This is a genomic window from Streptomyces sp. NPDC058092 (assembly GCF_042884935.1).
Classification (GTDB): Bacteria; Actinomycetota; Actinomycetes; order Streptomycetales; family Streptomycetaceae; genus Streptomyces.
On record NZ_JBHVSY010000001.1, the window covers coordinates 470,961 to 494,207 of the forward strand.

The window sequence follows — 23,247 nt, forward strand, 5'->3', positions numbered from 1 at the left end:
GACGAATGTGCAGGAATGACGCAGGAGGCGCACGTGACGCAGGGACCGCTCACCACGGAGGCCGGCGCGCCGGTCGCCGACAACCAGAACAGCCAGACCGCTGGCGTCGGCGGTCCCGTGCTGGTGCAGGACCAGTCGCTGCTGGAGAAGCTCGCGCACTTCAACCGTGAGCGCATTCCGGAGCGCATCGTGCACGCCCGCGGCGCCGGCGCGTACGGCACGTTCACGCTGACCCGCGACGTCTCGCAGTGGACGCGGGCGAAGTTCCTCTCCGAGGTCGGCAAGCAGACCGAGACGTTCCTCCGCTTCTCGACCGTCGCGGGCAACCTCGGCTCGGCCGACGCGGTGCGTGACCCCCGCGGCTTCGCGCTGAAGTTCTACACCGAAGAGGGCAACTACGACCTCGTCGGCAACAACACCCCGGTGTTCTTCATCAAGGACGCCATCAAGTTCCCTGACTTCATCCACACCCAGAAGCGCGACCCGTACACCGGCTCGCAGGAGGCGGACAACGTCTGGGACTTCTGGGGTCTGTCGCCCGAGTCCACCCACCAGGTGACCTGGCTCTTCGGCGACCGCGGCATTCCGGCCACGCTGCGTCACATGAACGGGTACGGCTCGCACACGTACCAGTGGAACAACGAGGCCGGCGAGGTCTTCTGGGTCAAGTACCACTTCAAGACCGACCAGGGCATCAAGAACCTCACCCAGGACGAGGCCAACAAGCTCGCCGGTGAGGACCCCGACAGCCACCAGCGCGACCTGCGCGAGGCGATCGAGCGCGGCGACTTCCCGTCCTGGACGGTGCAGGTCCAGATCATGCCGGCGGCCGAGGCGGCCACGTACCGCTTCAACCCGTTCGACCTCACCAAGGTGTGGCCGCACGCGGACTACCCGCCGATCGAGATCGGGAAGCTGGAGCTCAACCGCAACCCGGAGAACATCTTCGCCGAGGTCGAGCAGTCGATCTTCAGCCCCGCGCACTTCGTGCCGGGCATCGGTCCGTCCCCCGACAAGATGCTCCAGGGTCGCCTCTTCGCGTACGGCGACGCCCACCGCTACCGCGTCGGCATCAACGCCGACCACCTGCCGGTGAACCGCCCGCACGCCACGGAGGCGCGCACCAACAGCCGCGACGGCTACCTGTACGACGGCCGCCACAAGGGTGCGAAGAACTACGAGCCGAACAGCTTCGGCGGCCCGGCCCAGACGGACCGGCCGCTGTGGGAGCCCACCCCGGTCACGGGCGAGATCGGTACGCACGAGGCCCCGAGCCACGCGGAGGACAGCGACTTCGTGCAGGCCGGAAACCTCTACCGGCTCTACTCCGAGGACGAGAAGGCCCGGCTGATCGACAACCTCGCCGGGTTCATCGCCAAGGTGTCGCGCGATGACATCGCCGAGCGTGCGATCAACAACTTCCGCCAGGCGGACGGCGACTTCGGTAAGCGTCTGGAGGCCGCGGTCCAGGCCCTGCGCGGCTGACCAGGACGCCTGTCGTCGGCGGTGGGCCGGTTCCCTCTTCGGAGGGGGCCGGCCCACCGGTCGTTCACGGGGGTCAGCCGACGAGTTCCGCGTGAGGCCGGCGCTTGGCGGGCGTCCAGCAGCGCAGGATGTCACGGACCGAGACGATACCTACGGGCCCGTGGTCGTCCAGCACGATCAGGTGGCGGAACCCACCGTGCGTCATGGCCTCCGCGGCCTCTGCCAGGGTCCAGGTGGGTGCGGCGAAGACCACGTCGGTGGTGGTGTGGGCGGAGGCGGTCTCGACATCGGGATTCCGGCCCGAGCCGACCGCGTTGAGGATGTCGCGCTCGGTGAGAATGCCGACCCCGCTGGTATCCCGGTCGAGAACGACCGCGGCTCCGACGCGCCGGACCGACATCAGCCGGGCGGCCTCGCGGAGCGTATGGGCGGGTCCGATGGTGAGGACCAGCGTGCTCATGGCGTCACGGACGAGCATGAAAAGAGCCACCTCCTTCGTGAAGCGACTGTGTGAGTCGATTCACAAGTTCACAAGCGGGGGGACTCTCAGAGTTGCATCGATGCGGGACCGGGACAAGGGGGGACGGGATCATCCGAGGGGCGTGCGGTGGTGCGCACCCCCCGGGGGGCGTGATCCGGATCAGTAGCGCTGGTTCAGATAGCCCAGCAGCTCGTGGTGGAGCAGCCCGTTCGAGGCCGCGGCGTTACCGCCGCCGGGGCCGGACACCCCGTCCAGGCTGGTGAACTCCCCGCCCGCCTCCTGGACGATGATCGCGTTGGCGGCCATGTCCCAGAGCGAGAGCTCCGGCTCCGCGCAGATGTCGACCGATCCCTCGGCGACCATCATGTACGGCCAGAAATCCCCGTACCCGCGAGTGCGCCAGCAGGCCCTGGTCAGATCCAGGAACCCGTCGAGCCGGCCCTGCTCCTCCCAGCCGCTCAGCGACGCGTACGCGAACGAGGCGTCCGCGATCCGCTCCACCTTCGACACCTGCAGCCGGGTCGCGGAGGTCAGGCTGCGGCCGGAGAACGCGCCCGCGCCCTTCGCCGCCCACCAGCGCCGGTTCAACGCGGGCGCCGACACCACGCCGACCACCGGCCGGAAACCTTCCTCACCGGCCTCCATCAGCGAGATCAGCGTCGCCCAGACCGGCACGCCGCGCACGTAATTCTTGGTGCCGTCGATCGGGTCGACGACCCAGCGACGCGGGCCGGTGCCCTCGATCCCGAACTCCTCGCCCAGGATCGCGTCGCGCGGGCGGGCCCGATGGAGGTGACCGCGGATCAGTTCCTCGGCGGCCTTGTCGGCCTCGCTCACCGGCGTCATGTCCGGCTTGGTCTCGACCTTGAGGTCCAGAGCCTTGAACCGGTCCATCGTCGCCGCGTCGGCGGCGTCCGCCAGCACATGGGCGAAGCGCAGATCATCGTGGTAATCGGGCATGCCGTCACAGTATCGACCGCAGGTGAACAGGGCTACCGGACCTCGGGCCGCGCGGACCATTGACAGTCCACGGGAGCGCGTCGACGCTGGGACGCGGAGCCCTTGGCGCGGGAGGCGACGATGCCCACGGCGCGAGACGCATTGCTGGACGCCGCCCTCACGGCGCTGGCCACCCTGCCCTGGTCGGCGGTGCGCATGGTCGATGTCGCGTCCGCCGCCGGGGTTTCCCGGCAGAGCCTCTACAACGAGTTCGGCAGCAAGGACGGTCTGGCCCGCGCCCTCGTCCGGAGCGCGGCCGACGGCTATCTGACCGGTGTCGAACGGGCGCTGGGATCAGCGGGCGGTACGGGGGACAGGCTGGCCGCCACCGCCGTGTGGACCGTCCGCGCCATCCGCGCGAACGCCCTTGTCAGGGGATTGCTCACGGGCTGCTGGGGCGACCGATTACCCCGTCCCGTGCGCCCAGCCATGCCGACCGCCTCGCGCGTGCCCGCCCAGCGGCGCGCCGACGCCGGGACGCCGACGCCCGCCGAACTGCTCGGCGAGGTCCAGGAACGCGCGGTGGCCGCCCTCGACGAGGGACGGCCCCCGCCCGACATCGAGGCACTGGCCGCGACCTGCGAGATCGTGCTCCGGCTGGCACTCGGCTACGCACTGGTGCCGGCCCTCCCGGGGACGGAGGCCGGGACGGGGCCCGAGTGGGAGACAGCGCCGCTGGTGCGCGAGCTGGTGGAGCGGCTGCCCGCCGGGTGAACACCGGTCGGGCCCGGGGCCTGACCACGAGGTCAGTGGGACGAGCCCGAGAGCTGCAGCCCGATCACACCGATGATCACCAGGGAGATCGAGATCAGCTTGAGGGTGGAGACCACGTCGTCGAGGAAGACCATGCCGTAGATCGCGGTGCCCGCGGCGCCGATGCCCGTCCACACGGCATAGGCGGGCCCCACGTCGAGCTTCTTCAGCGACAGCGTCAGCAGACCGAAGCTGCCGAGGGCGAAGACGCAGAACGCGATGGTCGGCCAGAGCCGGGTGAACCCGTGAGAGAGCTTCAGACAGACGGCGAAGCCGGTCTCCAGAAGCCCGGCGACCACGACCAGCAGCCACGCCATCGTCAGTGCCCTCCCACGTCGGTGACCGCCATGCCTCGCTGGGCGTGATTATGCACTTACCTGCGGCAGCAGATCGCAAACGTGCCGGGGTCAGTCGCCTTCGCGTCGTTCCCGGGTGGAGAGCAGCCGCCGCAGCGAGTCCAGCCGCGCCGGATCGGCGTGGCCGTCCGCCACCCAGGCGTCCAGCGCGCATTCCGGTTCATGGCCGTCGTGGGTGCAGCCGCGCGGGCACTCCTCGGTGCCGGGCTCCAGGTCCGGGAACGCGTGGATCACCCGGGACGGGTCGATGTGGTTGAGCCCGAAGGAGCGCACACCCGGGGTGTCGATCACCCAGCCGCGGTAGTCGGGCAGCGGGAGCGCCAGCGCCGATGTGGTGGTGTGCCGGCCGCGGCCGGTGACCGCGTTGACGACCCCCGTCGTACGGCGTCGGTCCTTCGGCACGAGCGCGTTGACCAGCGTCGTCTTTCCGACGCCGGAGTGCCCGACGAAGGCGGTGACCCGGTCGTGCAGCTGCTCGCGGACCCGCTCCGCCGCGTCGCCGTTCTCCAGCTCCTCGCGGCTGGTGACGATGAACGGGACGCCCAGCGGGGTGTACGCCTCCAGCAGCTTGTCCGGGGAGGCGAGGTCGGACTTGGTGAGCACGAGGAGCGGGGAGAGCCCGCCGTCGTACGCGGCGACCAGACAGCGGTCGATCATCCGCGGGCGGGGTTCCGGATCGGCCAGCGCGGTGACGATCGCCAGCTGGTCGGCGTTGGCGACGACCACCCGCTCGAACGGATCGTCGTCGTCCGCGGTCCGGCGCAGCACCGAGCGGCGCTCACCGATGCGGACGATGCGGGCGAGGGTGTCCTTGGCGCCGGACAGATCACCGACGAGGGAGACGGTGTCACCCACCACGGCGGCCTTCCGGCCCAGCTCGCGGGCCTTCATCGCCATGACCGTACGACCGTCGACGAGGCAGGTGAGGCGGCCGCGGTCGACGGTGAGGACCATGCCTTCCTCGGCGTCCTCGTGCTTCGGACGGGTGTGCGTACGAGGGCGGTTGCCCTTCGGGTTGGGGCGGGTCCGGATGTCGTCCTCGTCGGGGTTCTTGCCGTAGCGGCGCATCTCTCAGGCCCCGAGCATTCCGGTCCACATCTGCGGGAAGTCCGGCAGGGTCTTGGCAGTTGTCGCCACGTTCTCGATCTCCACTCCGGGGACGGCAAGGCCGATGATCGACCCCGCGGTGGCCATCCGGTGGTCGTCGTACGTATGGAAGGTACCGCCGTGCAGCGGTCGCGGGCGGATGTGGAGCCCGTCGGCGGTCTCGGTGACGTCGCCGCCGAGCTCGTTGATCTCCTTGGTGAGTGCGGCGAGCCGGTCCGTCTCGTGCAGCCGCAGGTGGGCCACGCCGCTCAGGGTGGACGGGCCGTCCGCGAGGGCCGCGACCGCCGCGATGCCCGGGGTGAGCTCGCCGACCTCGCCGAGGTCGACGTCGATGCCGTGGACCCGGCCCGAACCGGTGAAGGTGAGCCCGTGCTCGGTCAGCTCGCAGCTGCCACCCATCGCGGTGAAGATCTCCCGCAGTGCGTCGCCCGGCTGGGTGGTGCGCTCGGGCCAGTCGGGGATGGTGACCCGGCCGCCGGTGACCAGCGCGGCCGCGAGGAACGGCTGGGCGTTGGAGAGATCGGGCTCGACGGTCAGATCACGGCCGAGCAGGGCGGAGTGGGAGACCCGCCAGACGTTCGGCTCGCCGCCGGTCTCCGGCTCGTCGACCTGGGCGCCGACGGCCCGCAGCATGTCGACGGTCATCCGGATGTGCGGCATGGAGGGGAGCCTGGCGCCGGTGTGGCGCACCTCCACGCCCTGGTTGTAGCGCGGCGCCGACAGGAGCAGCGCCGAGACGAACTGGGAGGACGAGGAGGCGTCGATCGCCACCGCTCCGCCGTCCAGCGCACCGCCGCCGTGCACGGTCATCGGGAGCGAGCCGCGTCCGTCGTCGTCGATCCGGGCGCCGAGCACCCGCAGCGCGTCGATCACACCGCTCAGCGGGCGCTCGTACGAACGGGAGTCGCCGTCGAAGTGGACCGGTCCGTCGGCGAGGGCCGCGACCGGCGGCAGGAAGCGCATGACCGTCCCGGCGTTGCCGACGTCGATCGTGGTGGGGCCGTGCAGTCCGGCCGGGATGATCCGCCAGGCCTCGCCGGAGCCGTCCGGGCCGCCCGCGACGGTGGAGCTGGACGACACCGTCTCCTCGATGCCGACGCCCATTGCGCGGAGCGCCTCGGCCATCAGCAGGGTGTCGCGGGAGCGCAGCGGGCGGCGCAGCCAGCCGGGCTCGGCGGCGAGAGAGGCGAGGACGAGCGCGCGATTGGTGACCGATTTCGATCCGGGCACGGTGACGGTCGCGTCGACGGCTCCACTCGCATGCGGGGCGGGCCAGAGGGCGGGGTGCACGGAACTTTCGGTCATGGACCTCACTTTAGACCGACCGGCAAATGGGGGGCGGCGTCGCGGGGCTGGGCACGCGCTCCCCCAAGGCCTTAAGGGCCAGGGGGGACCCCCTCCGGCGTTGTCGTCAATCACCATGGCTCCTTCCCCAAGCTCTCGGCTTCGCTCGAGCAGGGGAGACCCCATCTGCCTCAGTCCTCCGCCTTGCAGCTGCACGCACCCAGCCCCGCTCCTTCTCCCACCCCCCATTTACCGGTCGGTCTTCGTGGTTCACCGCAAACCCGAATCTCGACCAAATGGGATGAAATCGTGATGTAACGCAAGTGTGGTATGACTCGCCGGGCCGCGCCGGCCCCTCCGCGGCCGGAGTTCACATGCCCAGCAGCCAGCGCCCGCCGCCGATCAGCGAGCAGAGCGACACCGCGTGGAAGAGGAACAGCCAGAGCGCGGCCGGTACGTCCGTCAGCCGCGACAGCTGGTCCGCGTCCGAGTCCGGCGCACCGCCGTGCCGCCGCTTCGACTGGAGCTCGAAGGCCGGGCGTACGCCGCCGAGCAGCAGGAACCACACCACGGTGTACGCGAACAGTGACTGCACGGCCGGCGAGGCCAGCCAGGACACCAGCAGGAAGGCCGATCCGGTGAAGATCACCGCCAGCGCCCCGTACACATTGCGGATCATCACCAGCATCACCGCGAGCAGCGCGGTGGCCAGCCACAGGAACAGCGTGATCCTGCCGTTGACCAGCAGCCACGCCCCGCCCAGGCCCAGCAGCGGCGGGGCGGTGTAGCCCGCTGCCGCGGTCAGGATCATCCCGATGCCGGTCGGCCTGCCGCGGCTGACCGTCAGCCCGCTGGTGTCCGAGTGCAGCCGGATGCCGGACAGCTGCCGCCCGGTGCACAGCGCGATCAGCCCGTGGCCGCCCTCGTGCGCGATGGTGATCGTGTTGCGGGTCAGCCGCCATATGAAATTGGGTACGACGGCGATCAGTGCGAGCGTGCCGGTCACCACCACCAGCCACTGCTCGGGGAGGGGCTGGGTGCCGAAGACGCGGTCCCACAGATTGCCCAGATCGGTGCTGTCCATGGTGGGGGCGGCTCCTTGCGGTATCGGCGTCCTGCCGGCGTGACGGTCGTGGCAGTCTGGCACTTATGTGCGGACGGTATGCAGCGAGTCGGCGGCCCGAGGATCTGACCGGACTCTTCCAGGTCGAGAAGTGGGAACCGGCGGAGACTCTGGCGCCCGATTGGAACGTGGCGCCGACCAAAGAGGTCTACGCCGTACTGGAACGTCCATTGAAAGACGCAGACGATCAGCGTCCGGTTCGCCAGTTGCGTGCCCTGAAATGGGGGCTCGTGCCGTCCTGGGCGAAGTCCCCCGAGGGCGCCGCACGCATGATCAACGCCCGTGCGGAGACCGTCCACGAGAAGCCGTCCTTCCGCCGCCCCTTTGTCTCCCGGCGCTGCATCGTGCCCGCCGACGGCTACTACGAGTGGGTCACCGGCGCGGATGAGCGGCAGCTGGAGGAGAAGGGGAAGAAGAAGCGGCCGCGGAAGCAGCCGTACTTCGTGACACCCGCCGACGGATCGGTCTTCGCGATGGCCGGGCTGTACGAGTTCTGGCGCGACCGGACCCTGCCGGACGACCACCCGATGGCCTGGTGGGTGACCTGCTCGGTGATCACGACCGAGGCGGAGACCACCCCGCTCGCCGTCGCCCCCGCCGACGGCCCCGCCACGCTCGCCGACATCCACCCCCGGATGCCGCTGATGCTGACCCCGGACCGCTGGGACGCCTGGCTCGACCCGTCGCGCACCGACATCGAGGAGCTGAAGGGGCTGCTCGCGCCACCGCCGGGCGGGCTGATGCGGGCCTATCCGGTGGCCACGGCCGTCAGCAACGTCCGCAACAACGGCCCCGAACTGCTGGAAGAGCTGGCCGCGCCGGAGGTGAGCACGCTCTTCTGAGCTCTCGGCGGGGAGGATGGGGTACGTGAGTACTACAGAGACGGGCCGCCGGTCCGAGGCGGCCGAAATGGTCGACACCGTGGCCGGGCCGGCCAGGATCACCTGGTTCCCCGCGACGGGTACGACGAAGACCGGGAGCGCCCGACTGGTGCTCGCCGTCAGCCACGGCGCGGGCGGCGGCGTCGAGACCCGTGACCTCCGGGCCCTGGCCGCCGCGCTGCCCGCCCACGGGGTGACCGTCGCCCTGGTGGAGCAGCCGTGGCGGGTCGCCGGCAAGAAGGTCGCGCCCGCCCCGAAGACCCTGGACGCCGGGTGGCGGGGCCTGTGGCCCGCGCTGACCGCCGCGGGGCTGCCCGTCGTCGCGGGAGGGCGCAGCGCCGGGGCGCGGGTGGCCTGCCGGACGGCGACGGAGCTCGGCGCCCACGCCGTACTCGCGCTCAGCTTCCCGCTGCACCCACCGGGAAAGCCGGAGAAGTCCCGCAAGGACGAGCTCCTCGGGTCCGGCGTACCCACGCTCGTCGTCCAGGGCGGCAACGACCCGTTCGGGCGGCCCGCCGAATTCCCTCCGGGGGAGTACGAGCTCACCGAGGTGCCGTACGCAGACCACGGGTTTGCCGTACCGAAGAAGTCCGGCCTGACCGAGGACCAGGCCATGGAAATCCTGACCACCGCCGTGACCGGATGGCTGTCCGCCCTCGCGTGACGCACCCCTGACGCACCCCCCGGGAATGTTGAGCCAGGGGCCACTGTTGTGGGTGTCATCGGTACATCAACGTCGTATGTGGAGAGGGAGTCCGTCGCATGGGTTCGACCATCTGCCCGCGTCGCTCGAACGCCGCTGACCTGGAGTGGACGGTCCTGCATGCGGCGAAGACCACTCCCGAGCGGGCACTGAGCGGATCGGATCGACAGCCCGCCTCGAAGCAAGGTCGACTATTCTCCGATTCGAGCGGGTCCGGTTTCGGCTCCGCCACAGCGTTGGAGGAGGTGGGTCCGGTCACTGGGACCGACACAGGGACCGACGACGGCCGCGCGCAGGAGACGACCGCCGAGCGCAACGCGCGCTTCGAGCGGGACGCTCTCGGTTTCCTCGACCAGATGTACTCGGCCGCGCTGCGCATGACGCGCAACCCCGCGGACGCCGAGGACCTGGTCCAGGAGACCTATGCCAAGGCGTACGGCTCCTTCCACCAGTTCCGCGAGGGCACGAACCTCAAGGCGTGGATGTACCGCATCCTCACCAACACGTTCATCAACTCGTACCGCAAGAAGCAGCGCGAACCCCAGCGCAGCGCCGCCGAGGAGATCGAGGACTGGCAGCTGGCGCGCGCCGAGTCGCACATGTCGACCGGTCTGCGCTCCGCCGAGTCGCAGGCGCTCGACCACCTGCCCGACTCGGATGTGAAGTCCGCTCTGCAGGCGATCCCCGAAGAGTTCCGCATCGCTGTGTATCTCGCCGATGTAGAGGGCTTTGCCTACAAGGAGATCGCGGACATCATGGGGACTCCCATCGGTACGGTGATGTCCCGACTGCACCGGGGCCGCCGCCAACTGCGCGGCATGCTGGAGGACTACGCCCGTGAGCGCGGGCTCGTCCCGGCCGGTGCCGGAGAGTCGGACGATCGGAAAGGCTCGGGCTCATGAGCTGCGGAGAGCCGCACGAGACGGACTGCTCAGAGGTCCTCGATCATCTGTATGAGTTTCTCGACCACGAGATGCCCGACAGCGACTGCACCAAGTTCGAGGTGCACTTCGAGGAGTGCTCCCCGTGCCTGGAGAAGTACGGTCTGGAACAGGCCGTGAAGAAGCTGGTGAAGCGCTGCTGCGGCCAGGATGACGTGCCGAGCGATCTGCGATCCAAGGTGATGGGCCGGATCGACCTGATCCGCTCGGGGCAGGCGGTGCCCGAGCAGGACGTGACGGCGTCGGAGTCCGGTCAGCCGACCGCCGCCAAGGAGTGATGCCCGGCGGGCGCCCCGCGTAGCGGCGCCCCCGGTATCAACCGCGTCTCCGCCACATCACCCGAACGTGCTAATCGGGCTCGTTGACCGCCGGTCGGACGCACAACTCGCTAGCGTGGCGCCTCCATTGAGCATGTGGGGGAGGCGGGCGGCGGTTGAGAGCCACACGGGGGGCGGCGCGCGCGTACATCCTGGCGGCCGTGGTCGGCGCCCTGTTCTGTGTGGTCCCCGCGCTGCGCCCCGGCGCCGGGACCCCGTGGGTCACCGTCGGACTGCTCGCCGGCCTCTATCTGGTCTGCGAACTCCCCGGGCGCTGCCCCTTCTTGGGCAGCTCCGTGCCGATCCGTGCCGGATCGTTCTTCCCGCTGCTGCTGGCCGCCGCCTTTCTGCTGCCGCCCGCCGCGGCCGCCCTGGTCGCGATACCCGGCTCGCTGGCCGGCCGGGTGGAGACCCCGCCCGCCACCGCACGGCGTGTCTGGCGGGCCGCCCAGCTCGCCGTCACCGTCTGGGCGGCCTCGTCCGTCCACGGTCTGCTCGGCGGAACCGCCACGCTCGGTGCCGCAGGCAGTGGCTCCGACCGGCTCCCCGACCTCCCGTACGCCCTGCTGCCCGCCTGCGCCGCCGCCCTGGCGTTCAGCCTCGTACTGACCGCGCTGGACGGCTCGATCCTGGTCGCCGCCGAACGGCTGCCCGTCCGGCGCGCCTGGAGCGGACTGCCGACCCGCTCGCTGGGACCGCATCTGGTGCACGGACTCGCCGGGCTGATGATGGCCGTCCTGTGGCGCGGCCCGTACGGACCGCTGTCCGCGCTCATCGTCCTGCTGCCGATGTACATCTCCTGCTGGGTCTTCGCCCAGTACCACCGCGAGCACGCCGCCCACCGCGCCACCATCAGGGCCCTGGTGCAGGCCGTCGACATCAAGGACACGTACACCCGCGGTCACAGCGAACGGGTCGGTCGGGCCTCCGTCCTCATCGCCCGCGAACTGGGCATGGACCAGGGCCGCCTGGAGGTCCTCCGGTTCGCCGGGATCCTGCACGACGTCGGCAAGCTCGGCGTCCCGACCCGGGTGCTCCGCAAGGACGGACCGCTCACCCCGGAGGAACGGCGGGTGATCGAACTGCATCCGGAGTACGGTCACGAGATCGTCCGCGGGATCGGCTTCCTCGGCGAGGCACGGGCCGCGATCCTGCACCACCACGAACGGCTCGACGGCAGCGGCTACCCGTACGGGCTCAGCGGGCGGGAGATCCCCGAGTACGCCCGGGTCGTCGCGGTGGCGGACGCCTTCGACGCGATGACGTCGACCCGGTCGTACCGGCGGGGGCGGCCGGTGCCCGCCGCGCTGGAGGAGCTGAAGCGGTGCGCGGGCACGCAGTTCGATCCGCGGATGGTGCGGGCGCTGGTGCGGGCGCTGGACCGGCACGGCTGGTCGGCGGCGACGACCGTGGTCACGGCGGACGAGGCGATTCCACGGCCCCGGCGGGAGGGGGTGCCCGGCCCCGCGGCTCCCGCCGACGGACTCGGCCGCGCCACCCCGGGCCCGCAGCCGTCCGCGGACCGTCCCCGGTGACCCGGGCCGCCCGAGGACGGCGGACGGCGCTGCCCCCCGCCGTCCTCGCCGTCCATGGCGCCGCCGCCGTGCTCGCCGCCGCCGGGCTCGGCCACACCCTCTGGGACGGCGTCCACGAACCCGGCCACGCCCTCGCCTTCGGAGTGCTGATCACGGTCGGCGAACTGGCCCGCTGGGGCGCGCTGCCCGGCGAGCGCGAGCCCGCACCCCTCGGGGCCGCCGGAGCACTCGCGTACGCCCTCCTCGGCCGCAGCGGCGGCGCGCCCACCACCCACGGCGTCCTCCAGGTGATCGCCGTCCTCGCCGCGGCGCAGCTCGTCGCCTGCGTCCCCCAGGTGGCGCGCGGCAGCGGACCCGCGCCCGACCGGGTGGCCCGCCGCATCCTGACGGTCACCTTCGCCGCCGTGTGCTTCCAGCCGCTGCACAACTCCGGCCGCATCCTGGACCGGTTCGGCGAGGGCCCGTACTTCGTGCTCTTCATGCTCCTGCTCCTCGCCCTGACCGCCCTGTGCGACGCCGTGCTCGCCGCCCTGCTGCTGCGCTCGCGCACCGGCCATCCGTACGGGCCACTGCTCCGCGACGAACTGCGCGCGCTCATCGGCATCGGCTCGGCGGTCTGCGCGACCGGGGTCGTGATGGCCCTCGGGGTCGCCGTCGCCGGCCTGTGGGCGCTGCCCGTGCTGTGCGTACCGCTGCTGCTGACCCAGGTCTCGTTCCGCCGGTTCGTCGCCGTGCGCACCACCTACCGGCAGACGATTACCTCGCTCGCCCGGTCCACCGAGATCGCCGGGTACACCCCGCCCGGGCATGCCCGCAGGGTCGCGACGCTCTGCACCGCCGTCGGCCGTGAACTGGGGCTCTCCGGGAGCGAGCTGACCGTGCTGGAGTACGCGGCCCTGATGCACGACATCGGCCAGCTCTCCCTCGTCGACCCGGTCCCGGACGGGGCGACGGCCGCCCTGCCCACCGCCGAGCAACGCCGGATCGCGCTGCTCGGCGGGGCCGTGGTGCGGCAGACCGGGGTGGACGCCGAGGTCGCGGTCGTGGTGGAGCGGCAGGCCGACCCCTACCGCGAGCAGCCGCTGTCCGCCAGGATCGTCAGGGCCGTCAACGCATACGACGACCTCTGCGGGGAAAGTCTCATCGGGCCGCTGGGTGCGCTGGAAGAACTCAGGCTCGGGACCGGTCACGACTACCAGCCCGAGGTCGTGGAATCACTGGCCCGAGTCCTGGCCCGGGGCGGTCTGACCCCCGTCCCGCCCGGGTAACCCATGGGTAATGAGCGGGCGTCCGGCCCGGCATGGTTGGATGCGAAGAAGAGCGGAAAACGAGGGTGTCCAGTCGGGACAGGCGGGAATCGTGAGGATCTTCGGGAAGGTACGGCATCGGCCCTCCGCCTCTTGGCGGCAGGCCACGGACCGCGCGTTCACGCTGATCGGCGACGGCCGGTACGAGGACGCGGGCGCGCTGCTGACACGTGCGGCGGACCTGGAACCCTGGCTCTCCGAGTCATGGTTCAACCTTGCGCTGCTGCACAAATTCCGGCATGACTGGGAACAGGCGAGAGCCGCCGGCCTCAGAGCCGTCGCGCTGCTCGACAAGGAATCCGGCGCTCCCGACTGGTGGAACGTCGGGATCGCCGCCACCGCACTGCAGGACTGGCCGCTGGCGCGCCGCGCCTGGCAGGCGTACGGCCTGAAGGTGCCGGGCACCGGCCAGCACACCTCGGCGGCCAACAGCGAGCCCGTCGGCATGGAGCTGGGCAGCGCCGCGGTACGGCTGTCGCCGGAGGGCGAGGCCGAGGTGGTCTGGGGGCGCAGGCTCGATCCGGCCCGGATGGAAGTGCTCTCCATCCCGCTGCCGTCGTCCGGCCGCCGCTGGGGCGAGGTCGTCCTGCACGACGGGGTGCCGCACGGCGAGCGGGTCACCGCGGCCGGGCCCTCGTACCCCGTCTTCGACGAGATCGAGCTGTGGGCCCCGTCCCCCGTACCCACCTGGGTGGTGCTGCTCGAAGCGGCCACCGAGGCGGACCGGGACGCGCTGGAGCAGCTGGCGTCCGACGCCGGGTTCGCCGCCGAGGACTGGTCGTCCTCCGTGCGGCTGCTCTGCCGGGCCTGCTCGGAGAGCCGGATGGAGAGCGACGAGGGCGACGGCGAGCACCTCGATCCGCACGACCACAGCGAGCCGGGGCATCCGGGCCCGCTGGGTCACCGCACCGCAGGTGAGCTGTGGGTGCCCGAGCGCGAGTGCGGGATAGCGGCACCGGCCGGGCTGGTGCGCGGACTGCTGGACGGCTGGGTCGCGGACAGCCCGGACAGCCGTGAGTGGCGGGATCTCGAAGAAGTCTGCTGATCGGTGCCCGTAGGCTGTACGGGCACCGATCGCGGTGCACGGGTGCCCGGGCCCCGGACCTTCGGATGCCCGGGTTTCAGGTTTTGAGGAAGGCGTACGGCGGACATGGCGCAGCAGGAGACGGACGAGCAGATCAGGGTCGACGACGAGGGTTTCGTCGTGGACACGGAGGACTGTGAGGCGCGCGAGGCGGCCTGTCGCGAGCGCGGCACCTCCCGTCCGATCACGGTCGTGGGCAACCCGGTGCTGCACAAGGAGTGCCGGGACGTCACCGAGTTCGACGACGAGCTGGGCCGGCTGATCGACGACATGTTCGCGAGCCAGCGGACGGCGGAGGGCGTGGGCCTGGCCGCCAACCAGATCGGCGTCGACCTGAAGGTCTTCGTCTACGACTGCCCGGACGACGACGGTGTGCGGCACGTGGGTGCCGTCTGCAACCCGGTGGTGGAGGAGCTGGCCCCCGAGGACCGGGTCCTGGACGACTCCAACGAGGGCTGCCTCTCCGTCCCGACGGCGTACGCCTCGCTGGCCCGCCCGGACTACGCCGTGGTCCGCGGCCAGGACGCCAAGGGCAACCCGGTCAGGATCCGGGGCAACGGTTACTTCGCCCGCTGCCTCCAGCACGAGACGGACCACCTGTACGGATATCTGTACATCGACCGGCTCTCGAAGCGCGACCGCAAGGACGCGCTGCGGCAGATGGCGGAGAACACGCCGCGCTACGAGATCGTGCCGAACGACTGAGCATCCGGCCGCTGCCGCCGGGCGGGCCCGGTCTCCCTTGCGAGGGCGACCGGGCCCGCTGGTTCTCCCACCTCGACGGATCGTCAACCGCCGTTCGCTCGTGTGCAGTTGACGCGCGTTGACTCGTCCGACAAGCTCTCTCACCACATCTTCGTCATGATAGGGAGCCCCCACATGCTCAGACGCGCCGCACGACTCCTGCTCGGCCTTGTCATGACCATGGCTTTCGCCTGCGGTGGTGCCGTGGTCACCGCCGGCACCGCACAGGCCGACGGCTGCTACACCTGGACCCGCACACTGTCCCCCGGCGCCACCGGCAACGACGTCGTCCAGCTCCAGATACGGGTGGCCGGCTACCCCGGATACAACTCCGTACTCGCCGTCGACGGCTCCTACGGACCGGCCACCACCGCCGCGGTCAAGCGCTTCCAGGCCGCCTACGGCCTCGCCGCCGACGGCATCGCGGGCCCCGCCACCCAGGCCAAGATCTATGAGCTCCAGGACAACGACTGCACCCCGATCCACTTCACCTATGCCGAGCACAACCAGTGCAATGCGACCTGGGCCGGTGGTGCCGTCGCGGCGGGCACGGCGAAGGCCAACGCCCTGAGCACCATGTGGAAGCTGGAGGCGCTGCGGCACGCGCTCGGTGACCAGTCGATCCGGATCACCAGCGGCTTCCGCTCCTCCTCCTGCAACAGCGCGGTCGGCGGCGCGTCCAACAGCCGCCACCTGTACGGGGACGCGGCCGATCTCGGAGCCGGACCGCACGCCCTGTGCACCCTCGCCAAGGAGGCCCGCAACCACGGCTTCAACGGGATCCTCGGCCCGGGCTACCCCGACCACGGCGACCACGTCCACGTCAACCAGGGCCCCAGCCACTACTGGTCGGCGCCGAACTGCGGAATCTGACACACGAGTGCCCCGTACGGCGCGCATCGGCGGCCGTACGACTGTCACGCGCCCCGGCCGGTCAGCGTGAACTCGCCGTCGCCGGCCTGCCATTGCCGCAACGAGGGCAGCACTTCCGGCGGGGCAGCGGCGGCGAGGGCGTCGTCGGCCGAGGCGCTCTGCCAGGGCAGCAGCGCGGCGGCGAGTGCAGCCACCACAGCCCCGATGGTTCTTCGTCTTGCCATCCGCATCCTCATGCGACCGACCCTCTTGGGACACGATGGCCGCGGTCCATGGACAGATGTGGTGAACGGTTCGACGAATGATTGGACGTCAGGCCTGTTGCAGATCAGGCCACTGCGGACATCGCACCCGGGCCGCGGAAGGTCCGCCGGTACGCGTTCGGCGTGGTGCTCAACGACCGTACGAACTGATGACGCAGGGCGGCGGCCGTTCCGAAGCCGGTGCGCCCGGCGATCGTATCCACCGTTTCATCGGATGTCTCCAGCAGGTGCTGTGCCAGCAGAACCCGCTGGCGGAGCAGCCAGCGGTACGGGGTGGTGCCCGTCTCCTGCTGGAAGCGGCGGGCGAAGGTGCGCGGCGACATGTGCGCCTGCGCGGCCAGCTGGTCGACGGTCATCTCCTGGTCGAGGTGGCGCTCCATCCAGGCCAGCGTTTCCCCGACCGTGTCGCACGGGGTGCGGGGCAGCGGCCGCTCGATGTACTGCGCCTGGCCGCCGTCGCGGTGCGGCGGGACCACCATGCGGCGGGCCAGCGTGTTGGCGACATCGGGGCCGTACTCCTGCCGGACCAGGTGCAGACAGGCGTCGATCCCGGCCGCCGTGCCCGCCGAGGTGATGACCGGGCCCTCGTCCACGTACAGCACATCGGGTTCGACGACGGCCCGCGGGAAGCGGCGGGCCAGCTCCGCCGTATGGCGCCAGTGGGTGGTGCAGCGGCGCCCGTCCAGTAGCCCGGCCGCGCCGAGCACGTACGCGCCGGAGCAGACGCTCATCACGCGCGCGCCCCGGTCCACGGCCCGGCGCAGGGCGTCGAGGACCTCCTCGGGGTAGTCCCGCCGCGCGAAGTCGCTGCCGGCCGGTATGGCGATGAGGTCGGCCTCCTCCAGGCGGTCGAGGCCGTGCGGCGTGCTGATGCTGAACCCGGCGTGGGTCCGCAGCACGGGGCCCTCGGCGGAGACCACGGCGAAATCGTGCACCGGCAGGCCCACGTCGCTGCGGTCGAGGCCGAAGACCTCGCACAGCACGCCCAGTTCGAAGGGATGCACCTCGTCGAGCAGCAGAGTGGCGACATTGTTCAGCATGGAGTCAGTGTGGCAGTAATTCGATGCTCCATGGCAGTCCTGCCACTGCCGGATCGGGTCCGCGCGGACGAGAGTGGAGTCATGAGCACATTCATGAACCTCCTGGGCATAGCCGCACTTTTCGCTCTCGTCCTGCTCCCCGCGCTGCTCGGACTCGCCCGCGAACGCCGCATCGACCGTCGGCTGCGGGAGGCGGAACGGGGGCGGCGGGCGGAGCCCCCGGAAACGCAGGCCGCACCCGTTGCGCGGCGCCCGTACGTGCGGGGCTGGGCGAGGATCTAGCCCGGTACCTCAAGCGCCGGACGGGCTCGCCCCGGCGAACCTTCTTGGGGTCATGGGCGCCCGAGGGAGGTTCGGGCATCGCACAGCGTTACCTCCAAGCCGAGCCGTCGTTCATATGACTGTGAGTCGAACGATGGCACGTGTCTGTGGGGGTTGTGAGCTGTTGTCGGTTTGCTGCGTTGAAGTGCTTTGTAGTGAGCAGGAGTGAGTCCTGCCGGCGGGTTCGTTGGGGTGGGAACGGGGGTTCTGGGGCCGAATGGGTGACCTTGGTGGCTGGTGCTCGTTGGGCTGGGTAGTGCGTGTCCGGTCTTGGGGGAGGGGGGGTGTGGTGGGTGGTGTGCGGGAGTTGGCGGCGCCGTTCGTGGTGCCCGGGCCGTGCGGGGTGGCGGTCCGGGACCGTCTCAAGCACGTCACCCCCCAGGACGAGAAGGTTCTGCGTGCAGTCGGTGAGCACCAGGGGCGTCTGGCTTCGCGTGATCTCAGGGCGCGTTGTGCGGATGGTCTGGAGCACAGCGCGGACACTTGGGCGTCGCGTAAGAGGGACCTGACCGCGCAGTCGTCGTCGCGGATCGCGGGTGCGATCACCAAGGCCACGCACGATCAGTGGGCGCTGGCGCGCCGTTGCCAGGCGGCGTATATCCGGAATCTGGAGGCCGGGATCGGAACGCTGCGGCACCGCCTGTCCCTCCCGATCGGGCAGAAGGGCACCAAGCGGGCCGGGGGTGGCTACCGCTCCCGGGGTGAGTGGTTTCGCAAGTCCCGCCGTCTCGCGGCGCTGGAAGCCCGGCACACCGCCGCCGTTCGTGACCGGCAGGCCGGACGCGTCCGGGTGGTGCGGGGCGGCAAGCGCCTCCTCAACACCCGCCACCACCTCACCCAGGCCCACCTCACCGAAGAGCAGTGGCGAGAACGCTGGGAAGCGGAGCGCTGGTTCATCGCCGCCGACGGCGAGTCCGGGAAACGGTTCGGGAACGAAACGATCCGCGTCACCCCGGACGGCGAGGTCAGCATCAAGCTGCCTGCCCCGCTCGCGCACCTGGCCAACACCCGGCACGGCCGGTACACCCTCATCTCGACCGTGGCGTTCGCGCACCGGGGCCAGGAGTGGGCCGACCGCATCGAAGCGAACCGGGCCGTCGCCTACCGCATCCACCTCGACGTGGACCGTGGCCGCTGGTACCTCACCGCGTCCTGGCAACGCCCCGTCGTCCAGACCATCCCGCTGGAGACGGCCCGCGCCCGGGGCATGGTCGGCGTCGACACCAACGCCTACCACTTCGCCGCCTACCACCTCGACCCACACGGCAACCCCGTCGGCGACCCGCACCGCTTCCCCTACGACCTGTCCGGCACCACCGCTCACCGCGACGCCCAGATCCGCCACGCCCTGACCCGCCTCATCAACTGGGCCAAGCAGGCCGGTGTCACCGCGATCGCCATCGAAGACCTCGACCTCACCACCGAGAAGACCCGCGAGAAGCACGGCCGCAGGAAACGGTTCCGGCAGCTGATCTCCGGCATCCCGACCGGCAAACTCAAGGCCCGGCTCGTCTCCATGGCCGCCGAACAGGGCCTGAGTGTGGTCGCGGTCGACCCGGCCTACACCTCGATGTGGGGTGCCCAGCACTGGCAGAAACCGCTGGCCACCCCGCACCGCAGAATGTCCCGTCATGATGCCGCCGGCATCGCGATCGGACGACACGCTCTCGGACACCCGGTCCGGGATGGGGTATCCCCTGCTCGAACGTAGTTGAGAGCTTGGGGAAGGACGGCACCGCCCCCACACGACCAATGGGGTATCCCCTGCTCGAACGGAGTTGAGAGCTTGGGGAAGATCGTGCGGGGCATCGGACCGCCCAGGCCCCACCGGGCACCCGGGGGCGTGACGGAATCCGCCCACCTGCAACGGACCACGCCCCTGGAGACGTGCTGCCGAGCGGGAAGAGAAAGCGGGGACCGAGTGCATCCAACACCGTTCGGGATGCGCCCAGTACACAGCGGTGGGTCCAGGACCCACTCATGCACACTGGCTAGGAACGGTGCTGTCTCTGCAGTCGTCAAGGAGATAGTGGTCCATCCTCTGCCCAAGGGGCGCCCCCGGAACGCACCCTTCGATCCCGCGTTCATCGAAGTGGTACTCCGGGGCGACGGCTGATCCCGGCGGGCTGTCCTCCGAGATATTGCGAAGGACAGCCGACCAGATGGTGCGATCAGAAGTCCTCGTCGAAGTCGACCTTGCCCTCGACGGCCACCTGGTACGCCGACGGACGGCGCTCAAAGAAGTTCGTCAGCTCCTGGACACCCTGCAACTCCATGAACGAGAAGGGGTTCGACGATCCATAGACCGGAGCGAGACCGAGCCTACGGAGGCGATCGTCGGCCACGCACTCCAAGTACTGCCGCATGGAGTCGGTATTCATTCCAGGCAGGCCGTCACCGCAGAGGTCGCGGCCGAACTGGAGCTCAGCTGCGACCGCTTCCTCGAGCATCGCGGAGATGTCCTTCTCCAGCTCCTCGTCGAAGAGGTCAGGCTCCTCCTTGCGGACCGTGTCGACCACCTCGAATGCGAAGCTCATGTGGCAAGTTTCGTCCCGGAAGACCCAGTTCGTCCCCGTGGCGAGACCGTGCAGCAGACCCCGCGAGCGGAACCAGTAGACGTACGCGAACGCGCCGTAGAAGAACAGCCCCTCGATGCACGCCGCGAAGCAGATCAGGTTCAGCAGGAAGCGACGGCGTTCGGCCTTCGTCTCAAGACGCTCGATCTTCTCGACCGAATCCATCCACTTGAAGCAGAACTGCGCCTTCTCACGGATGGACGGAATCTCCTCGACCGCGTCGAACGCGGCGGAACGGTCGTCCGGATCGGGCAGATAGGTGTCCAGCAGCGTCAGATAGAACTGGACGTGCACGGCCTCCTCGAAGAGCTGCCGCGAGAGATACAGCCGCGCCTCGGGGGAGTTGATGTGCTTGTACAGCGTCAGCACGAGGTTGTTGGAGACGATCGAGTCACCCGTCGCGAAGAACGCGACGAGCCGGCCGATCATGTGCTGTTCGCCGGGGGACAGCTTGGCGAGGTCGGCGACGTCGGAGTGCAGATCGACCTCCTCCACCGTCCAGGTGTTCTTGATCGCGTCGCGGTAGCGCTCGTAGAAGTCCGGGTAGCGCATGGGCCGCAGGGTCAGTTCGAAGCCCGGGTCGAGCAGGTTCTTGTCGCGCGCGGTCTTCTCGGAGTTGGTGGAGCTCATTACTGACAGGCCTCGCAGGACTCGGGGTTTTCGAGAGAGCAGGCGATCGCGTCGGCGTCGGGCGCCGAGGCCTGCTGTACGGGAATGGGGACGGTGGCCGCGGCCCGGCCGGAGGCCGCACGGGCGATCCGGGTCGCCGGGCGTGAGCGCAGGTAGTACGTCGTCTTCAGCCCCTGCTTCCAGGCGTACGCGTACATGGAGGAGAGCTTGCCGATCGTCGGCGTCTCCATGAAGAGGTTCAGCGACTGGCTCTGGTCGAGGAACGGGGTACGGGCCGCCGCCATGTCGATCAGTCCGCGCTGCGGGATCTCCCACGCCGTGCGGTACAGCGCCCGCACGTCAGCCGGGATCCAGGCGAAGCCCTGCACGGAGCCGCTCGCCTCGCGCAGCGCCTCACGGGTCCGCGCGTCCCACACGCCGAGCTGCTTCAGCTCCTCCACCAGATACGCGTTGACCTGGAGGAACTCACCGCTGAGCGTCTCGCGCTTGAAGAGGTTGGAGACCTGCGGCTCGATGCACTCGTACACACCCGCGATCGAGGCGATCGTCGCCGTCGGCGCGATGGCGAGCAGCAGCGAGTTGCGCATCCCGGTCTTCGCGATCCGGGCGCGCAGCGCGTCCCAGCGCTCCGGCCAGTTCAGCTCGGTGTCGTAGTGGTCGGGGTGCAGCACACCGCGCGCGGCCCGCGTCTCGGCCCAGGCCGGCAGCGGACCCGACCGCTCGGCGAGCTCGCAGGACGCCTCGTACGCCGCGAGCATGATCCGCTCGGAGATCTGTGTGGAGAGCGCGCGGGCCTCGGGGGAGTCGAACGGCAGCCGCAGCCGGAAGAAGACGTCCTGCAGGCCCATGGCCCCGAGGCCGACCGGGCGCCACTTCGCGTTGGAGCGGCCGGCCTGCTCGGTCGGGTAGAAGTTGATGTCGACGACCCGGTCGAGGAAGGTCACGGCGGTACGGACGGTGGCGTCCAGCCGCTCCCAGTCGATGGAGCCGTCGGCGACGAACGCACCGAGGTTGACCGAACCCAGGTTGCAGACGGCCGTCTCGCCGTCGTCGGTGACTTCGAGGATCTCGGTGCACAGATTCGACGAGTGGACGACGCGGCCCGGCTCGGCGGTCTGGTTCGCGGTGCGGTTGGAGGCGTCCTTGAACGTCATCCAGCCCTGGCCGGTCTGCGCCAGGGTCCGCATCATCCGGCCGTACAGCTCACGGGCCGGCATCGACTTGCGGGCCAGCCCCTTGGCCTCGGCGGCCCGGTACGCGGCGTCGAACGCGTCGCCCCACAGGTCGACCAGCTCGGGGACGTCGGCGGGCGAGAACAGCGACCAGTCGCCGTCCGCGTCGACCCGGCGCATGAACTCGTCCGGGATCCAGTGCGCCAGGTTGAGGTTGTGCGTACGCCGCTGGTCCTCGCCCGTGTTGTCGCGCAGCTCCAGGAACTCCTCGATGTCCGCGTGCCAGGTCTCCAGGTAGACGGCGGCGGCGCCCTTGCGCCGGCCGCCCTGGTTCACCGCGGCGACCGAGGCGTCGAGCGTCTTCAGGAATGGCACGATGCCGTTGGAGTGCCCGTTGGTGCCACGGATCAGCGAACCGCGGGCGCGGATGCGGGAGTACGAGAGACCGATGCCGCCCGCGTGCTTCGAGAGCCGTGCCACCTGGTGGTAGCGGTCGTAGATCGAGTCGAGCTCGTCGAGCGGGGAGTCCAGCAGATAGCAGGAGGACATCTGCGGGTGCCGGGTGCCGGAGTTGAACAGGGTCGGCGAGGACGGCAGATAGTCGAGCCGGCTCATCAGCCCGTACAGCGCCGCGACTTCGTCCAGGGCACGCTCCGAGTCGTTCTCGGCGAGCCCGGACGCGACTCGCAGCATGAAGTGCTGGGGTGTCTCGATGACCTGGCGGGTGTGCGGGTGGCGGAGCAGATAGCGGCTGTGCAGGGTCCGCAGCCCGAAGTAGCCGAAGCGGTCGTCGGCGCCGTCGGCCAGCGAACGCTCCACCAGCGAGTCGAGGGCGGCCGCGTGCAGCGCGACGAACTCGGCGGTGCGGTCCGCGATCAGGCCCTCGCGGTGCCCGACGGCGACCGAGGCGGAGAAGGAGACGGCGCCCTGGCCGGCGGCCTCGTCGGCGATGGCGAGGGTCAGGAGCCGGGCGGCGAGCCGGGAGTAGGCGGGGTCCTCGGAGATCAGCCCCGCGGCGGCCTCGGTGGCCAGCGCGCGCAGCTCGGCCTCGTCCGCCCGGGCGCTGCGGCCGCGCAGCGCGGCGGCGGCGACGCGACCGGGGTCGGTGTCGGGCAGATCGACGGTGAGGTCGGTCAGGGTCCGCAGCAGTGCGGTTCCCGGTCCGTCGTGTGCGGTTGCCTCGGACTCGGCCGCTTCGGACACGGCGGCTGAAGCCGGATCGGCTGGCGCGATGGTCACGTGGTGCTCTCCCTCGCTCGGCTCGGGGCCGGC

General features: G+C 70.4%; 22 protein-coding genes and 1 pseudogene. 13 read left to right on the forward strand and 10 right to left on the reverse strand.

The annotated features are described in order from the left end of the window. Window positions 1–15 precede the first annotated feature (15 nt). Window positions 16–1,485: a catalase gene (locus ACFVV1_RS02225; protein WP_389983116.1), complete on the forward strand. Its 1,470-nt coding sequence runs from the start codon at window positions 16–18 to the stop codon at window positions 1,483–1,485. A gap of 73 nt (window positions 1,486–1,558) precedes the next feature. Here ACFVV1_RS02225 and ACFVV1_RS02230 read toward each other — a convergent pair whose 3' ends face one another. Both ACFVV1_RS02230 and hisN read right to left on the reverse strand, forming a co-directional pair. Next, window positions 1,559–1,963, reverse strand: coding sequence for a cyclic nucleotide-binding/CBS domain-containing protein (locus tag ACFVV1_RS02230; RefSeq protein WP_389983118.1), 405 nt, complete (start codon window positions 1,961–1,963; stop codon window positions 1,559–1,561). 162 nt (window positions 1,964–2,125) lie between these two features. Beyond that, window positions 2,126–2,926: a histidinol-phosphatase gene (hisN, locus tag ACFVV1_RS02235; protein ID WP_389983121.1), complete on the reverse strand. Its 801-nt coding sequence runs from the start codon at window positions 2,924–2,926 to the stop codon at window positions 2,126–2,128. 120 nt (window positions 2,927–3,046) lie between these two features. On the opposite strand from hisN, the gene ACFVV1_RS02240 reads away from it, so the two are divergent. Beyond that, entirely contained in the window at window positions 3,047–3,679 is a 633-nt protein-coding gene (locus ACFVV1_RS02240; protein WP_389983124.1) for a TetR/AcrR family transcriptional regulator, read from the forward strand. A 32-nt stretch (window positions 3,680–3,711) separates the two neighbouring features. Here ACFVV1_RS02240 and ACFVV1_RS02245 read toward each other — a convergent pair whose 3' ends face one another. From ACFVV1_RS02245 to ACFVV1_RS02260, 4 genes are all read right to left on the reverse strand, one after another. Beyond that, on the reverse strand, window positions 3,712–4,035 hold the full coding sequence (locus ACFVV1_RS02245; RefSeq protein ID WP_384457309.1) for a DMT family transporter: 324 nt from the start codon (window positions 4,033–4,035) through the stop codon (window positions 3,712–3,714). 90 nt (window positions 4,036–4,125) lie between these two features. After that, the gene (gene rsgA, locus ACFVV1_RS02250) at window positions 4,126–5,142 is read right to left on the reverse strand and encodes a ribosome small subunit-dependent GTPase A (protein WP_389983127.1); all 1,017 of its coding nucleotides are present in this window, start codon (window positions 5,140–5,142) and stop codon (window positions 4,126–4,128) included. A gap of 3 nt (window positions 5,143–5,145) precedes the next feature. Then, window positions 5,146–6,486 (reverse strand): 3-phosphoshikimate 1-carboxyvinyltransferase, encoded by a 1,341-nt coding sequence (aroA, locus tag ACFVV1_RS02255; protein ID WP_389983130.1) that lies wholly within the window; start codon window positions 6,484–6,486, stop codon window positions 5,146–5,148. Between the two features lie 349 nt (window positions 6,487–6,835). Further along, on the reverse strand, window positions 6,836–7,549 hold the full coding sequence (locus ACFVV1_RS02260) for a M50 family metallopeptidase (protein WP_389983132.1): 714 nt from the start codon (window positions 7,547–7,549) through the stop codon (window positions 6,836–6,838). A gap of 65 nt (window positions 7,550–7,614) precedes the next feature. Between ACFVV1_RS02260 and ACFVV1_RS02265 the strand changes: the two genes are divergently transcribed. The 9 genes from ACFVV1_RS02265 (at window position 7,615) to ACFVV1_RS02305 (ending at window position 15,973) form a co-directional block, all read left to right on the forward strand. Next, window positions 7,615–8,430, forward strand: coding sequence for an SOS response-associated peptidase (locus ACFVV1_RS02265; RefSeq protein WP_389983135.1), 816 nt, complete (start codon window positions 7,615–7,617; stop codon window positions 8,428–8,430). A 67-nt stretch (window positions 8,431–8,497) separates the two neighbouring features. Further along, a complete protein-coding gene (locus ACFVV1_RS02270) occupies window positions 8,498–9,133 on the forward strand; it encodes an alpha/beta family hydrolase (protein ID WP_389983912.1) in 636 nt (211 codons plus the stop codon). A 284-nt stretch (window positions 9,134–9,417) separates the two neighbouring features. Beyond that, window positions 9,418–10,074, forward strand: a complete 657-nt coding sequence (locus tag ACFVV1_RS02275; RefSeq protein ID WP_189273941.1) for a sigma-70 family RNA polymerase sigma factor — start codon at window positions 9,418–9,420, stop codon at window positions 10,072–10,074. Further along, window positions 10,071–10,391: a mycothiol system anti-sigma-R factor gene (gene rsrA / locus ACFVV1_RS02280; RefSeq protein WP_362200685.1), complete on the forward strand. Its 321-nt coding sequence runs from the start codon at window positions 10,071–10,073 to the stop codon at window positions 10,389–10,391. The genes ACFVV1_RS02275 and rsrA overlap by 4 nt, the downstream gene beginning before the upstream one ends. 155 nt (window positions 10,392–10,546) lie before the next feature. Further along, window positions 10,547–11,965: an HD-GYP domain-containing protein gene (locus ACFVV1_RS02285; protein ID WP_389983138.1), complete on the forward strand. Its 1,419-nt coding sequence runs from the start codon at window positions 10,547–10,549 to the stop codon at window positions 11,963–11,965. Continuing rightward, the gene (locus ACFVV1_RS02290; RefSeq protein ID WP_389983140.1) at window positions 11,962–13,233 is read left to right on the forward strand and encodes an HD-GYP domain-containing protein; all 1,272 of its coding nucleotides are present in this window, start codon (window positions 11,962–11,964) and stop codon (window positions 13,231–13,233) included. Before ACFVV1_RS02285 ends, ACFVV1_RS02290 begins: the two co-directional genes overlap by 4 nt. Before the next feature lie 91 nt (window positions 13,234–13,324). Beyond that, window positions 13,325–14,317 (forward strand): hypothetical protein, encoded by a 993-nt coding sequence (locus ACFVV1_RS02295; RefSeq protein WP_360541706.1) that lies wholly within the window; start codon window positions 13,325–13,327, stop codon window positions 14,315–14,317. Between the two features lie 105 nt (window positions 14,318–14,422). Then, window positions 14,423–15,061: a peptide deformylase gene (gene def, locus ACFVV1_RS02300; protein WP_389983142.1), complete on the forward strand. Its 639-nt coding sequence runs from the start codon at window positions 14,423–14,425 to the stop codon at window positions 15,059–15,061. A 174-nt stretch (window positions 15,062–15,235) separates the two neighbouring features. Continuing rightward, window positions 15,236–15,973: a D-Ala-D-Ala carboxypeptidase family metallohydrolase gene (locus tag ACFVV1_RS02305; RefSeq protein ID WP_389983143.1), complete on the forward strand. Its 738-nt coding sequence runs from the start codon at window positions 15,236–15,238 to the stop codon at window positions 15,971–15,973. A 44-nt stretch (window positions 15,974–16,017) separates the two neighbouring features. Here ACFVV1_RS02305 and ACFVV1_RS02310 read toward each other — a convergent pair whose 3' ends face one another. Both ACFVV1_RS02310 and ACFVV1_RS02315 read right to left on the reverse strand, forming a co-directional pair. Continuing rightward, window positions 16,018–16,170 carry a hypothetical protein gene (locus tag ACFVV1_RS02310; protein WP_389983146.1) on the reverse strand — a complete coding sequence of 51 codons (153 nt, stop codon included), beginning with the start codon at window positions 16,168–16,170 and terminating at the stop codon, window positions 16,018–16,020. Between the two features lie 131 nt (window positions 16,171–16,301). Then, window positions 16,302–17,276 carry a GlxA family transcriptional regulator gene (locus ACFVV1_RS02315; RefSeq protein WP_389983148.1) on the reverse strand — a complete coding sequence of 325 codons (975 nt, stop codon included), beginning with the start codon at window positions 17,274–17,276 and terminating at the stop codon, window positions 16,302–16,304. A gap of 81 nt (window positions 17,277–17,357) precedes the next feature. Between ACFVV1_RS02315 and ACFVV1_RS02320 the strand changes: the two genes are divergently transcribed. After that, window positions 17,358–17,558, forward strand: coding sequence for a hypothetical protein (locus ACFVV1_RS02320; protein WP_389983150.1), 201 nt, complete (start codon window positions 17,358–17,360; stop codon window positions 17,556–17,558). A gap of 328 nt (window positions 17,559–17,886) precedes the next feature. After that, a pseudogene (locus ACFVV1_RS02325) lies at window positions 17,887–19,592 on the forward strand (IS200/IS605 family accessory protein TnpB-related protein). Between the two features lie 176 nt (window positions 19,593–19,768). Here ACFVV1_RS02325 and ACFVV1_RS02330 read toward each other — a convergent pair. After that, the gene (locus ACFVV1_RS02330) at window positions 19,769–20,803 is read right to left on the reverse strand and encodes a ribonucleotide-diphosphate reductase subunit beta (protein ID WP_389983151.1); all 1,035 of its coding nucleotides are present in this window, start codon (window positions 20,801–20,803) and stop codon (window positions 19,769–19,771) included. After that, window positions 20,803–23,214 (reverse strand): ribonucleoside-diphosphate reductase subunit alpha, encoded by a 2,412-nt coding sequence (locus ACFVV1_RS02335; protein ID WP_389983154.1) that lies wholly within the window; start codon window positions 23,212–23,214, stop codon window positions 20,803–20,805. Before ACFVV1_RS02335 ends, ACFVV1_RS02330 begins: the two co-directional genes overlap by 1 nt. Window positions 23,215–23,247 lie beyond the last annotated feature (33 nt).

Excerpts from the sequence above, each read along its gene's own strand:
- ACFVV1_RS02230 (WP_389983118.1), bottom strand. The coding sequence starts at position 1,963 with ATGCTCGTCCGTGACGCCATGAGCACGCTGGTCCTCACCATCGGACCC.
- ACFVV1_RS02270 (WP_389983912.1), top strand. The coding sequence starts at position 8,498 with ATGGTCGACACCGTGGCCGGGCCGGCCAGGATCACCTGGTTCCCCGCG.
- ACFVV1_RS02260 (WP_389983132.1), bottom strand. The coding sequence starts at position 7,549 with ATGGACAGCACCGATCTGGGCAATCTGTGGGACCGCGTCTTCGGCACC.
- rsrA (WP_362200685.1), top strand. The coding sequence starts at position 10,071 with ATGAGCTGCGGAGAGCCGCACGAGACGGACTGCTCAGAGGTCCTCGAT.
- ACFVV1_RS02245 (WP_384457309.1), bottom strand. The coding sequence starts at position 4,035 with ATGGCGTGGCTGCTGGTCGTGGTCGCCGGGCTTCTGGAGACCGGCTTC.
- ACFVV1_RS02240 (WP_389983124.1), top strand. The coding sequence starts at position 3,047 with ATGCCCACGGCGCGAGACGCATTGCTGGACGCCGCCCTCACGGCGCTG.
- hisN (WP_389983121.1), bottom strand. The coding sequence starts at position 2,926 with ATGCCCGATTACCACGATGATCTGCGCTTCGCCCATGTGCTGGCGGAC.
- ACFVV1_RS02265 (WP_389983135.1), top strand. The coding sequence starts at position 7,615 with ATGTGCGGACGGTATGCAGCGAGTCGGCGGCCCGAGGATCTGACCGGA.
- ACFVV1_RS02305 (WP_389983143.1), top strand. The coding sequence starts at position 15,236 with ATGCTCAGACGCGCCGCACGACTCCTGCTCGGCCTTGTCATGACCATG.
- ACFVV1_RS02330 (WP_389983151.1), bottom strand. The coding sequence starts at position 20,803 with ATGAGCTCCACCAACTCCGAGAAGACCGCGCGCGACAAGAACCTGCTC.
- ACFVV1_RS02225 (WP_389983116.1), top strand. The coding sequence starts at position 16 with ATGACGCAGGAGGCGCACGTGACGCAGGGACCGCTCACCACGGAGGCC.
- aroA (WP_389983130.1), bottom strand. The coding sequence starts at position 6,486 with ATGACCGAAAGTTCCGTGCACCCCGCCCTCTGGCCCGCCCCGCATGCG.
- rsgA (WP_389983127.1), bottom strand. The coding sequence starts at position 5,142 with ATGCGCCGCTACGGCAAGAACCCCGACGAGGACGACATCCGGACCCGC.
- def (WP_389983142.1), top strand. The coding sequence starts at position 14,423 with ATGGCGCAGCAGGAGACGGACGAGCAGATCAGGGTCGACGACGAGGGT.
- ACFVV1_RS02320 (WP_389983150.1), top strand. The coding sequence starts at position 17,358 with ATGAGCACATTCATGAACCTCCTGGGCATAGCCGCACTTTTCGCTCTC.
- ACFVV1_RS02315 (WP_389983148.1), bottom strand. The coding sequence starts at position 17,276 with ATGCTGAACAATGTCGCCACTCTGCTGCTCGACGAGGTGCATCCCTTC.